The sequence below is a fragment of the Maricaulis alexandrii genome, from assembly GCF_005871165.1.
Classification (GTDB): domain Bacteria; phylum Pseudomonadota; class Alphaproteobacteria; order Caulobacterales; family Maricaulaceae; genus Maricaulis; species Maricaulis alexandrii.
This window is the reverse complement of record NZ_SWKP01000008.1, coordinates 109,698-123,115: the sequence shown is the minus strand read 5'-3', so window position 1 is coordinate 123,115 and position 13,418 is coordinate 109,698. Positions and strand designations below refer to the sequence as shown.

At 65.0% G+C, this 13,418-nt stretch carries 8 protein-coding genes; 6 read left to right on the top strand and 2 right to left on the bottom strand.

Translation table 11 applies throughout. From position 1 onward, the window contains the following. Positions 1–30: 30 nt before the first annotated feature. Complete coding sequence (locus FCS99_RS11630; RefSeq protein ID WP_138512719.1) at positions 31–1,068, bottom strand: hypothetical protein; 1,038 nt, start codon at positions 1,066–1,068, stop codon at positions 31–33. 191 nt (positions 1,069–1,259) lie between these two features. On the opposite strand from FCS99_RS11630, the gene FCS99_RS11625 reads away from it, so the two are divergent. The 3 genes from FCS99_RS11625 (at position 1,260) to FCS99_RS11615 (ending at position 5,905) form a co-directional block, all read left to right on the top strand. Further along, the gene (locus tag FCS99_RS11625; protein WP_138512718.1) at positions 1,260–1,844 is read left to right on the top strand and encodes an ECF-type sigma factor; all 585 of its coding nucleotides are present in this window, start codon (positions 1,260–1,262) and stop codon (positions 1,842–1,844) included. Between the two features lie 32 nt (positions 1,845–1,876). After that, positions 1,877–4,243: a serine/threonine-protein kinase gene (locus FCS99_RS11620; protein ID WP_138512716.1), complete on the top strand. Its 2,367-nt coding sequence runs from the start codon at positions 1,877–1,879 to the stop codon at positions 4,241–4,243. 78 nt (positions 4,244–4,321) lie between these two features. Further along, the gene (locus tag FCS99_RS11615) at positions 4,322–5,905 is read left to right on the top strand and encodes a hypothetical protein (RefSeq protein ID WP_138512714.1); all 1,584 of its coding nucleotides are present in this window, start codon (positions 4,322–4,324) and stop codon (positions 5,903–5,905) included. 42 nt (positions 5,906–5,947) lie between these two features. Here FCS99_RS11615 and FCS99_RS11610 read toward each other — a convergent pair whose 3' ends face one another. After that, entirely contained in the window at positions 5,948–6,508 is a 561-nt protein-coding gene (locus FCS99_RS11610; protein WP_138512712.1) for a DcrB/PsbP domain-containing protein, read from the bottom strand. Between the two features lie 146 nt (positions 6,509–6,654). On the opposite strand from FCS99_RS11610, the gene FCS99_RS11605 reads away from it, so the two are divergent. From FCS99_RS11605 to FCS99_RS11595, 3 genes are all read left to right on the top strand, one after another. After that, positions 6,655–9,777 (top strand): hypothetical protein, encoded by a 3,123-nt coding sequence (locus FCS99_RS11605; RefSeq protein ID WP_138512710.1) that lies wholly within the window; start codon positions 6,655–6,657, stop codon positions 9,775–9,777. Between the two features lie 237 nt (positions 9,778–10,014). Then, positions 10,015–10,992, top strand: coding sequence for an oxidoreductase (locus FCS99_RS11600; protein ID WP_138512708.1), 978 nt, complete (start codon positions 10,015–10,017; stop codon positions 10,990–10,992). Between the two features lie 150 nt (positions 10,993–11,142). After that, entirely contained in the window at positions 11,143–13,383 is a 2,241-nt protein-coding gene (locus FCS99_RS11595) for a PPC domain-containing protein (protein ID WP_171036352.1), read from the top strand. The last annotated feature ends 35 nt before the right edge of the window (positions 13,384–13,418 follow it).

Genomic DNA, 13,418 nt, shown 5'->3' with positions numbered 1-13,418 from the left:
GTGAGTTCGGAAGGGTTGGCGCAAGCCGGATCAATTGCCGCTGCAACGCAGATAGCCGTTCTCGTTCCAGAACTGGCGGGACGCGCACGCACTGGCGCGATAGAAATTGCGGTAACGCCGGTCGTCGCGCTGCCGCATGAAGAACACGACACGATTTTCGGTATTGACCAGCGTGCGTGAAGGGCCTTCCCCCAACATGCGCATGGTCGGGCCCGCGCATTCGGTGACGTAAGAGTTGCGGGTCGTCCTGGGGGCGGCATCGCCCACAGGGCTTCCGCTCACGCTCATCCGGTCGCAGGAACGCGAATAGGAACCGGCGACATCCCGGGCTGCACAGATGATGGCATTGGACCAAGGTGCCGGCTCAACAGAACCGTCCTGGCAGAGACTCAAGTCGAGCGCGCGGCGCTCGCGCCGGCCTGTCGGCATGGTGCAGATCAGAATGTTTTCATTGGCCGCACTCATCTCGCAGTCCGAGAAGTTGCTCGTGTCGACATGGCTGGGGATGGGCGGTCCGGACGGTTGGGGTTCCGGTTGCGGTTCGGGGGTTGGCGGCTGAGGGGTGGGAGCCGGGGCCGGCGAAGACGGGCGCTCCATGTCGCGAGCGACGCGCATCCAGTCGTGCGCCGCATCGGGAAGGTTGGACAAATAGCCCAGGCAGTGGCCCGCATTGCGCCGCCATTGTGATCCGGACGGACGTGTTTCGCTGCTGCGCTGCCCATTCCACGGCTGGGCCTGCGACATCCGGACCTGCGTCCCCCACAGCCATTGACCGTTGAAGGCGCCATCCGTGGACTGAACCCACTGGAAGATGCCGCGATTATTCCGCTTGTTGTCGAGCGTTCCCGTGTCCTGATCGGCATGGACGAACACACCGCGGGCGAAAACCCCATTGGTATATCCGGCCACAAAGCCGACGGTTCCGTACTCGCCGCAAAAGGCTCCGGCGCGTTCCTGGATGCGAACTTCGCCGAAGGATGTGTCCCAGACACCGTCGAAATCGTCAGCCTGGGCTGCCGCGCCGAACAAGGCACCGGCAGCGAGGATTGAGTGCAGTATCGCTTTCATCATTGTCCCCTTTGTTTGGACGTCCTGCATGGATGGGTGTGCGCCCGGTCCTTGCGGGATGAAGGACGGATCGCTCCGTCGCCCCCTCCTGTCTTTCCGGCCTGTCTTGCTCTGCGCCGGAGGTTGCACCAGTATTCAACCGCTACTGAGCGAGGGGCGGTCGAACGTGATTGGGTTCAACGGGTCTAACGATGACGAGTGAGAAAACCGGACATGCCGGACCGGGGGGGCAGGATTGCGGCTGGAGCGCCACCACGGTCAGCGACGCCAACCACCTGTTCCAGTGCCATTATGACGAGCTGGTTGCGATGGCGCGGAAAGTCCGCCGCCGCCGTCCTGGTCGCGATACATTCCTGACGGGCGACCTCTTGCACTCCACCTATCTGAAACTGCGCACGGGCGGCCCCTGGCAGTCGGAGGACCATTTCCGGCGGGCTGCGGTGCTGGCGATGCGGCATGTCGTGACGGATCATGCCAAGGCCCGCCTGGCCCAGAAGCGCGGCGGCGACGCCATTCGTGTCGAGCTCGATGATGATGTGGCCGGTCCCGACACCGTGGACCGGCTGGATGTTGTCGTGGACCTGTCCAGGCTGCTGCAGGAATTGCTGCAAGAGGACCCGCGCCTCGTCCGGGTCATAGATTGTCGCTTCTTCGCCGGGCTGACAGAGCCTGAAACGGCGCAATTGCTGGGCGTGACGGACCGGACGGTGCGCCGTGACTGGCATCGCGCACGGGCCTGGATCGAGCCGCGCCTGTCGACTGCCGTGACGGCCTGAAACACGCGATTTCTGCCAAGGGGGAGGGCCGTATGCCGGTTGCGCTCGCACTCATCGAGACTGTGGTTGATGAAGCCCTGAAACTGCCGCCGCAACGGCGCAAGGCCCATCTGACCGAACGCCTCGACAGCGAAGAGGATCGGCGGACCGCCGAAAACCGTCTGGCGCTGATGGAAGGTGCCATGAGTTTTCTGGTCACCGCCGGGTGGGCGGCGGAGGATGCCGGCACGCTTCAGGACGGCGACCGGCTGGGCGCCTGGGCGGTCGAGCAGTTTCTGGGCAGTGGCGGCATGGGCGAAGTCTATCGGGCCCGGCGGGCTGACGGCCATTACGACCAGACGGCAGCGATCAAGCTGACCCGGGTCGAGGCAGATGATGAGCATCGCCAGTTCGAGGCCGAACGGCAAACCCTGGCCCGTCTAGAACACCCCAATATTGCCCGGCTCATTGATGGCGGACGCGCCCCTGATGGGCGCCAGTTCCTGGTTGTGGAACTCATTGACGGCGTCCCGATCGATGAGCATGCCGACCAGCAGGGCCTCGGCCTGGAGGGTCGCATCAGGCTGATGCTGGCCGCGTGTGACGGCGTGGCGCACGCCCATGGCCGACTGGTCCTGCATCGTGACCTCAAACCGGCCAATCTCCTCGTCACGCCGAATGGCGAGCTGAAACTGATCGATTTCGGTGTTGCCACCAGCCTTGAGGCGGCGGACGGGGATGCCATGATCCGGCTGCCCCTGACCCGCGCCTTTGCATCGCCCGAACAATGGCATGACCGGGGTGTCACGGTCGCGGCCGATGTCTTTGCCCTGGGCGCCACGCTGACGCAGTTGGCGACAGGCTCATCGCCGCAGCGCGCAGAGGATGGTTCGGCCAGCCTGCCGGACGATGCGGATTTGCCAAGAGACCTCAGGGCCATTCTCGAACGGAGCCTGGCGAGCGATCCGGCCGACCGCTATGCCAGCGCAGAAGCGTTGGCGTCGGACCTGCGGAATTTTCTCAATCGGGCACCGGTCGAGGCGCGCGGCGGCGGCGCCGGCTACCGGCTCACACGGTGGGTGGACCGGCACCGGCTGGGGGCCGGGCTGGCAGCGGCGTTTCTGATCAGCCTGGTGGCCGGTATCACGGCGAGCACAGGGTTTGCGCTGCGCGCCAATGCCGAAGCGGAGCGGGCGAATACGCTGCTTGGGGAGACGGAAGTGCTGTTCGAGGCCTCTGAGTATTCCGGGCGGCTGGGCGCGGCTCAGGCGCAGGCCCTGCTGAGCGTGTTCAATTCGGCGGATTCCGATGATCTCGACCCGGACTTCGTACGCAACCAGCTGGTCGAATATTCCCAGGCCAATCTCGCCTATTTGGAAGAGTATCCGGACGATGTGGCCTACAGCCTGGTGGCGATCGGTTCGATCTTCCTGCGCCGCAATGACTACACGGCGATGCTCGAAATCCTGGAGCCGGTCCGTGACATCACCCTGTCGATCGAGCAGTTGAATGCGGAACGGGATGCGCTTTTGGCGCGAGCCTATATGGGGGTCGACCGCAATGAGGAAGCGGTTCCGCTCCTGCGGTCATCCCTGGAAGCGGAGCTGGCGCGGGACCCGGACTATTACGCCTCGGCCTCGCATGCCTCGTCGGTTTCCAGCCTCGCCGTGGCCAGCGGCAATACTGAGGACCGGCGCACAGCCATTAATGTGCTGGAGGATGCGATTGTCCGCGACCAGGAAGTGACAGGCTGTTTCTGGTGCCCCTTCCTCTACAATGAGAAGGGCGTGCACCACAGCGCGTTGGGAGAGTTTGCTGCCGCGGAAGCGGCGCTGGAGCAAAGCGTGTCCGTGCAGATGGAGGTGGACCCGACGCGTCGCTCTTCCACGGACCGTGCGCTGATGAATGTGGCTCATCTGCGCTTCTTCGCTCTGGACGAAGTTGAAGGGGCGCAGGAGGCGCTCGACGCGGTGGAAGCCATCGCGGACGACACCAAGGGGCCCAGCGCCGTGTTGGCCGAGGCCCGGGCCCTGCAGGGCGCGATGTCGCTGGCTGCAGGGAATCCGGGCGCGGCCCTGGCGCAACTGGAAGCGGCCGAGGCCCTTTTTGCCGAATTCGGGGGGGCGCCGGATAGCCACAAGCACGCTTTTGGTCCTTTGCGGATCCGCAGTCTGACCCAAACGGGCCGTCTCGACGCGGCCCGGCGGGAACTGGCCCGTCTCGAAACCCTGGATGACAGCGACGCCGTGCGCCGCCAACGCCTGCGGGGTGCCTTCTATATCGCTGTCGGCGAGGGGGATGCCGAAGCGGCCGCTTCGCTGCGGGATTCTTATGCCGACGAGGTCGCGCAGTTGCGGGTTGGCGATTATCTCGGCCGCTATCGTCTGGCCCAGATGGACCTCACGCTCACGCAGGACTGATACGCTTCAACATTCCGCATGTCCGGTGACGCCCGCGGATTTCGTTCTGCAGTGTGTTGCCAAGCTGCGGAGATTTTGATGGCCCACTTTCCGAAACGCCTGTTGCACGGGCTCGTCGTCCTGGCCCTGAGCCTGATGCCTGCGCCCGCCTTTGCAGATCCACCGGCCCAGCATGTCGCCTCGGCCTGTGATCGCGGCATGTTCGATCTGGATTGCAGCTGTGTGGTGGCGGAGTTTGAATCAGCCGCCCAGGGCGCGACCGGTCCCGAGCGTGGCACGCTGGCCAGCATCACCGGAACCATGCTGGGCATCGAACCGGATCCCGCCCTTATGGACATGTCCGCGCTCATGACGGTGATGGACCGGGTGAATGCGCTGGAAGACCTGACCGACACATGCGCGGCCCAAGCGGTTCCCGCCAGTCAGATGACAGAGGGCATGATCGATGACCAGGTCCGTGCGGCGTGTTCGCGCTATCCGGGGCAGATCGATTGCGGATGTGTGGAAACGACCTATCAGGTCGCGGCGATGGGGACGGACCTCGAGCAGCGCCAGGCTGTCGCCGACCTCACGATCCATAATCTGAACGGGGCCCCGCCAGCGGATATGAGCCGTGTTGCCGAGATCAACCGGTTGCTGCGCGGGCATGACGCGCAGATCGAACCCTTGAACGATGTGGCCCGGAATTGCGCCGCAGCCGCCACGCCGCCGACGCCTGCGCCGGCGTCCGCAGACCTTGATCTGACCGCGGCGTCACGCGGCGATATCCTTCAGGCCTGCAGGGACTCCGACATGGGGCTGGACTGTGGTTGTGTCGGTCGCAGGTACAGCCGGATATCGGCTGGCAGCGATGCCGAGGAGCAGGCCGGTCTGGCGCGTGTCGCCATCGCGGCTGTGGGGGGCGAGAACCGGATCGCAGAGACCCCGACACCGGTTCTGGAACGGATCGCGGACCGGATGGGGGGCTTGATGACGGACGCCTTGCTGGATGCATGTCCGGCACCGGCTGAAACTTCGACCACACCGCCGGGTGGACAGACTGCCTTCGTCCTGTCTGCGTGCCAGAACAGCGGATTGCCCCTCGCATGCCAATGCGTGGCAGACGGGTTCCGGAACGCCAGTGGAGCCTTGTCCGATATCGACCGGGCCTTTGTGGCGGATGCTCTGGTGACGAGCCTGTACGAGACGCCACAGCGTCCCGTCTCGGACTATCCGCCCAATCGGGCTCTGGCGAACATGGATCTGGTGGACCGGTTGACGGACGGTGATGCCGGCCTGGCCCGGTCCTGTACGGATACGTCTGCACCGAACCTGGTCGCTGCGCGGCGCGCCGGCGAGCGCGTGGCCGCGTCCGGGGTGTCGTCTCCCGGAGGAAATGGCTGGAGAGAGGCTGTGCGGGCGGACTGCGAGAGCTTCGGCAATTCACCGGGACTGTGCGCCTGTCAGGCCGAAGTCATGGGGCAGCATTTGTCCGGTTCCGAGCGCGAGCTCATGGGCATGAATTATCGGACGGCTGGCCAGGACGTGAACCTTGCCGAAAGTCCGCAGTTTGCGGGAATGAGCGAGGCTGAATTGCGGGCCATGCAACGCCGCGTCAATGACGTTATGTCGAGTGAGCGGATCCAGTTTGAAGCGGATCTCGTTTGCCACGCGCTTCGGTAAAGGGCGAGGGAGGGGGCGCCATGAGCGCCCCCTTTCGGCGCCTCAACCGTTGACTTCGGTTTCGATCGAAAAACGGGCGTCGACAGGAGCTGTGGTCGCGCCATTGTCCGCCCGTGAAATCAACTGACCGGTGATCCGGCCACTCAGGGTCAGGCGCCCATTGGTCACGTCGGCGTTCTCGATGTTCAGACGGATCTGGCTCTCGGATCCGGCCCGGCCGCTCCACCACCCCGTTCCGGGACCGCGGGGGTCAAAGGACAGGACTGCGGTCCGGGTGGTTGAGGATGAGCCGGTGTGGATCAGCTGGAAAGACAGTGACAGGACAGGGCCGTGCCGCGTCGGAGCACCTTCGGGCGGATTGGCGTCAATGCGGACGGCGTAGAGGCCGGGTGTCGAACTGTTTGCGAGCGCCGTGTCCACGCCCATGACAATGGACTCGCCATCCAGGGTCCAGTCGACCGATCCGTACTGGGCACTCGGCCGGGCGCTCGCGGATACGCCGGCGTCCCGATTGGCGGAAGGGTTCGATTCGTCTTCATTGCCGCAGGCAACAAGCCCCAGCGCAAGAAGGCTGACGGCGGCGCGGCTGACGGTGTGAGGCATGTGGATCTCCAAGGGCAAGTGTCAAACACGGGTCCGGCAGGTCCGGACAGACAGAAAAACGAGTTCCAGCTGCATGAACGGACATGTCCGGGTTTCCGCCGCTTTCTCGTTCTCAGAACCGGAGGCCTGAAACGAAGGGGAGAGGCATGTCACGACAGGGACGGACGCGGCGCGAAGTGATGACGGGGGCACTCAAACTGGGAGTGAGTGGCCTGGTCCTGTCGGGTGCAGGCCCCTTGCTGGCGGGGTGTTCCCGTGAAGCGCCGGCTGAGCCCGGTCCCTATTCCGTCTGGCGTGAGGTCCGGGCGGCCTTGCGGGCCAGTCCGGATCACAGTGTCGGCCGCGCGGCCGCCCTGGTCGCCGACGGCGATGTGTCGGCCCTGCACCGCTTCGTCCGGGATGAGATCCGCCTGATCTCGCGCCAGCCGGACCGTTTCGCCATGGGCGGCGGCCGGCAATGGGGACATCGCGCCACCTTGCGTTCCGCCGCAGGGACGGCCCGGGAAAAGGCCGATTTGTTGACCCATTTGCTTCGCCAGGCCGGTGTCACGGCGGATGTGGTCGAAACGCCGGCGACCGGGTCGGGAGATCAAACCGGACAGGTTTTCTATCGAACGTTTGAACCGGTGTTCGAACCGGCCATGGATGATCGCGACATTGAACGCTGGCAGGCCCGGCTCGGAGGCGACACGACCGGTTCAGGCATGGTCGACATCCGGTCCCGATCTCCAGACGCGTCGGCGATCGGACGGACCATCCGGGCGGCGATGGGCGAGGACGGGTTTGCCGGTCTGGGCCATACGGACCGTTTCTACAGGCGCCAGATCGGCCGCACACCCGTGGTCCGGATCACCCAGCCGGACGGGCAGACCCTTTATGCCGATCCGGTCCGGCCGGAGGCAGAGCTCGGCCCCTGGCCATCGGGGCTGACGGAATACACGGCGCGCGATCCGGAGCCGGCGCTTCCGGTCAATATCAGGCTTCTGGCGACCACGACGGACGCGCCCGAAACCCCGTTTGAACTGGTGCAGGCCCAGTGGACGGCAGAGCAGGTGGCAGGCCGTCAGGTCCGGATCGGCTTCAAGCCGGCGGCCGATACTGCACAGGCCCTGTCGGCGAAACTGGGCAATCTGCGCGCCTTTTCGCCGGTTCTGTCGATCCAGGCGCTGGATGGTGAGCCGCTGGCGGATGACGCCGCCGTGCTGGGCGATGTCATCACGCTGGACGGGGACCAAATCGGCCTGGACGACGATGGTGCGGTTCTCGTGAACGGGGAACCGGTCGCGGCCATGCCGGGACCGTCCGGCCTGGCACCGCAGGTCGCATTGGTCGATATTGACGTGGACGCCTCGTGCTTTCCCGACATGCGGTTGGGGCTGACGCCCCGCGACGCCAGCGGGACGCCGGTCGAGGGCCTGTCGGTGACGGATTTCAGACTGGAAGATGAGGGCGAAGCCGTCATGCCCAGCTTGCGCCGGTCCGACAATGCGCCGCGCATTCTCTTCCTGGCGGATGAATCCCTCTCCATGCCGCCGGCCTTCCGCGGTGCGGCCCCGGAGATGCAGGCGCTGGCGGACCAGGTGGAAGTGATGGCACGCCGGATCCATCCCGGGGCCGAGGTGACGGTCCAGGGCACCAGTTCCCGGCTTTGGGGACATTTGATCGACGCGGCCGAGCGGCAGGTCGATCTGATTGTCTATGCCACGGATGGCGATCTGCTGGGCGGAACGCCCGACCCGGCAGATTTGCGCTTTCTGGAGGCTGGCCCGCCCGCGCTTGTGGTCAATGTCGACCGTGACATGGCGGCGGAACGCCGTCGGCCTGATAATGTGTTCGATGCCATGGCCCAGGCCACGGGCGGCGAAGCCATGGACGCGCCAGACGGCGATGACATGACACCGATTGCGGCGGCCATCGAGCGCATGCTGCTGAGCCAGGACCGCCCGCTCTACACCCTGGCCTATCGGGCCCTGGATCATTCGACGGGAGACCGTCAGGTCAGCGTGACGGCCGGAACCGTGCAGCAGGCGGCATCCTACACGATTGATGGCGCACCGCGGCGGCGCGCCCGCAAGATCGCGTCCCTGCGACTGGAGCTGGATGTAGGCGGTTTTGTTGCTCACCGGGTTCTTGCCGGGCATTCCGGACTCGGTGAGGTCACGGACGACCAGATCAAGACAGTCCACGGGGCCTTTCTGGGACTGCATCTGATCGGTTTTGAGGGGGCGCCGCCCGCCTTGTCCGTGCTGCTGGGTGATGTCCTGACCTCCAAATTGGCCCTGGAAAACCTGGACCAGACGCTGGGAGATCCGGCGGCCTCCCTGGAGCAGATGATTGAGGCCATCGAAGCCGGGGTCCCGGTCCTGCCGGGTGAACTTGTCACACTGATGTCCCGCTCGGGCGTCCTCTCGGACGAAACCCATTCTGTCAGTGAGCAGGGGCTGCGGGCCGTGCTTTATTCCGCGCATCCCGTGATGGGATCCGACCGCTTCATCAAGCGTGTCGACATGCTCCCGACCAGCCGGATCAGCGTGCTCTCGCCGGATGCGGATTTCCGGCGCCAGCGGGCCTTCGAGCTGAGTCTGGACCTGAACCTGGCCGAAGCCGCCCTGTTCGACCGCAGCACGGCGGATCTGCTGAACGGGCACAGCCTGACCTCACTGGGGCGCTGGGGCTTCCGCTATCATGAAACGAACTTGTCCAGCGATGAGGAACAGGCCTGGGAACACCTGATGGCGCAATTGAGGCCGTCCTTCCCCTTCTCAAAAACCTATTATCTGGCACCGTCATCCGGTGAGGTGCCTGCGATGTGGCTGGTCGATGTGGAGAGCGCCAATATTGTCGGTGTGCTGGAAGATGCCAGTGGTGGCGGAAGCCAGGCCGAGCGCATTGCGCGTGAGCTTTCGGAACTGGACCGCGCGATTTCGGCGATCAATCTTCTGGCCACCGCAGCCGGTGCCGCCGGCGCGCTGAGCGGTGTGGGCGGTGTCTCCCTGGGAATTGCGGCGGCCTATGGGCAGAGATTGGCCCGGCTTTATGGAGCCGTCGCGATGAGCGTGATCCTGATGGATGCGGGCGGCATCGCCCCCGCACTGCGCCTCGCCCTGGCCGGCATGGCCTGCGAAGTGGTCAAGAATATCACACTGGGCGTATTCGCCGATGCCGGCCGGATAGCGGGTCTGGCGGTGACGACTTTCTCCACGCTTGAGAATGTCGACGGAATTGTGGGCTTGTCCGGCGGCAAGTCACCGACAGCCTGCCCGCTCTAGATTTTGGCGACCCCGACGAACCGAAAGGGCGTGCATGATCAATATCCGGCTGCGTTTGCGGGACCGCGGTCCGTTTGTCGGGCGGCCCCGCCAGTCTTGCCCTGACATCAAACACAATGCCTGATCCGCAGACGGGAGCCCCTGATCAAGGCTTGCTGGGACGGATAGGGCTGTACGGTGATGCCCGTGCGGGCTTACCCTGCAGGCAGACTGCCAAGCAGCGTGACAGGGGAAGAGATGTCTGTAGCGGATCAGGTGCCGGTGCAATCCGGTTTCGGGGCGAAGTCGACCGGGCGTGAGGTCCTGGCCGGTCTCGACCTGTCAGGGAAGACCGCCCTTGTCACGGGTGGCTATAGCGGTCTGGGTCTGGAAACGGTGCGGGCCCTGGCTGAAGCCGGGGCGCGGGTCATCATTCCCGTCCGGTCGCCGGACAAGGCGGCCGGTGCGCTGGCCGGGCTGGAGGGGGATATCCGGACGGCTCCGATGGACCTGGCGGACCTGTCATCGATTGCCGGTTTTGCCGATGAAATGCGGGACAGCCTTACGCGTCTGGATTGGCTGATCAACAATGCCGGGATTATGGCCTGCCCGGAGGCGCGGGTCGGGCCGGGCTGGGAAAGCCAGTTCGGCGTCAATCACATGGGGCATTTCGCCCTGACCGCCGCCTTGATGCCCTTGCTGCAGGCGACGGAGGGAGCGCGGGTCGTGTCCCTGTCTTCGACCGGGCACAAGATTGCCGGCATCCGCTGGGAGGATTTGCACTTCCGCTCCGGTGCCTATGACAAATGGCAGGCCTATGGTCAGGCCAAGACGGCGAATGCGCTGTTCGCCAATGCCTTGTCGCGGCGGCTGACAGCCTCGGGCGGTCTCGCCTTTTCCGTCCATCCAGGCGGGATTTTCACGCCCCTGCAGCGACACTTGCCGAAAGAGGAAATGGTGGCCCTGGGCTGGCTGGGCGAGGATGGCGAGCCCTCCGAACTGGCCCGCAAGGGGTTCAAGACGCCCGAGCAGGGCTGTGCCACCACGCTGTGGGCGGCCACGTCGGCCCGTCTGGTCGGCCGGCCCGGCGTTTATTGCGAGAATTGCGACATTGCAGTGCCGACGGACCCGGACGGGCCGATGGCGCGCTATGCCGGTGTCGATGCCCACGCCTGCGATGATGCGGCGGCTGAACGCCTCTGGACGATCAGCGAAGCGCTTCTGGCTGACGCCTGAGAGCTTCGATGTCCGGATGCCGTTCCAGCGCGGTTGCCAGACGGGTCTCGCCTGACACGGGCAGGGACTGGCTATGGCGCGGCGAAGCGGGTACATCCGGTGGCGGATACAGGCCGGATGTCCGGCCGTTTGGATTTTAGGGGAAGTTGGATGCGTTTCGGGATTTCGGTTGTGGCCGGGCTTTGCCTGGCAGGGAGCGCTTTTGCGCAGGACCAGGGCTTTGGCGTTTTTGAAGGCGAAGTGACCGAAGCCGCGCCGAGCGCTGAATACCCGCTCACGCTGGAGGCCGGCTCCATCGTGACGCTGTCGACGGACTCGATCGAGAATTTCGACACCATCCTCACCCTGATCGGCCCGGACGGGAAACCGCTGGCGGAGAATGACGACCGGGAGCCGGGCAATCTCCAGTCGCTGATCGTGCACCGGGTCGAGATGTCCGGGACCTACACAGTGGCCGTGACCGGCTATGGCGGTGGTACCGGCGTGTTTGAACTGACCGTGCAGGACGGGATCGAGACCGGCCTGTCCGACGAGGCGCAGGTTCTGGCGAGCGATATCGTGACCCTGGATGCCGGCAATACCTCGCTCACGCGAACCGTTGATCTTGCGGCCGAGGACATTTTCGTCGCCACCACGTTCGCGCTGACCGACACGCTGGACACGACCCTGACCCTGACCGGGCCGTCCGGTGAAATCCTGTTGCAGAATGATGATCGCGGCGATGGCAGCCTGAATTCCCAGCTCGTCTTCCAGGCCGAAGCCGCCGGCCGGTACACGGTGGAGGTGGGCTCCTACAGCGGTAGTGATGCCGGCGATCTGGTCCTGTCCCTGGCCATCGACCCCAATGCCGAAGTGCCGTTCGATTTTGCCGGTGTCGAGGGTGAGGATCTGGGCGAGTTTTCCGGCAACATCAATGATGCCAACCCGGAACAGGCCTACCCCGTGGAGCTTGAGGCCGGGCAGACGATCTATGCCGTGCTGGACACGGTGGACGGCGATCTCGATCCGGTCGTGCGCCTGCTCGATCCGGACGGGCACGCCGTGGCGGTCAATGATGACCGGGGTGATGGCTCGCTGAACTCGGCTCTGGCCCATACGGCGACGCAGGCCGGCACCTATACGGTCAATGTGGAACGCTATCGCGCCGCGACCAGCTCGGGCGGATACAGCCTGATCCTGCGCCTGGTGGATGCCGAGACGGTCTCCGTCCTGCAGGCTTTGCGCGACAATATCATTCGTCTTTCCGGCGAGGTCCTGTCCTATGACACCGAGGATTTCCGGGTCTTCTACACGCTGGAGGGCCGCGATGCCTCCACCGAGGAATATGCCCTGTCCGTCGGCGTGACCCTGCAGGAAGTCTATGACGCCCAGATCAACCGGATCGGTTGGGCTGAACCCATCCGTGATGATGAGGGCCTGTTCCGCGCCTACATTTCCGATGCGGGCGGTTCGATGGGCGTGACCTATCCGGTCCAGATCGTGTTCGACAATCCCAACACGCTGGACAAGCGCGAGAACATGGCGGCCCGGACGGTCTTCCTGGTGGAGAATGATTTCCGCGGTCTGGGCAAGGAAGCGCCGGTCCATGCCCTGATGCGCGCGACGGCGACGCATGAGTTCAACCATGTCGTCCAGTTCGGCTATGACGCCGAGGAAGCGCTGGACTGGCTCTACGAAGCGACCGCCTCCTGGACCGAGACCACCACGGTCGGGGCTGACCAGGACGCCACCGACTACGTTTCCACCGATTACGAGATGCCGCAGATTTGCTGGACCACGGCGGAGAGCGGGTTCGATTACGCCCAGTGGACGCTGCTGCAATCCATCGCTGACCAGTTCGGCGAGGGGATTGTCGTTGAATTCTGGGAAAACACGGTCGACATGGACGGGTTCGAGACCATGGCCGTGTCGCTGGAACGGGCGGGCACGACCCTGCCGGACACGATCCGTCGCTGGCGGGCCCAGAACTTCGCCCGTGACTACCAGCTCGCGCCGCTGTTCGACGCGACCGTCGCCGTGGCCCACACCATGGATGCGCCGGGCCGCTACAGTGCCAAGGGTGGGCTGGAAGAGACCGGTGCGAATTACATCCTGCTCGATGGCATGTCCGGTCAGTACCAGGTCTCGCTGGACGGGGCTGAGGGATTGGAAGTGGTCCTGCTGGGCCAGGCCGGTGACGCCGTGCAGGTGATCCCGCTGGGCACGTCCGGTGCGATCGACACGACCGGGTTCGAGCAGGCCGCCCTCATGGTCTTCAACCGCACCCTGCCGGCCCGGCCGGGGCAGTGCTCCAGCACGGGCTATGCGCTGGATGTCAGCGAAGGCTCCGGCCGCATGCCGGCCCCCGCTTACAGCTTCTCCGCCGCCCATTTCGAGGTGCCGGGCCAGTAACACGCCTGAATTCATGACTTTAAAGAGGCCCGGGC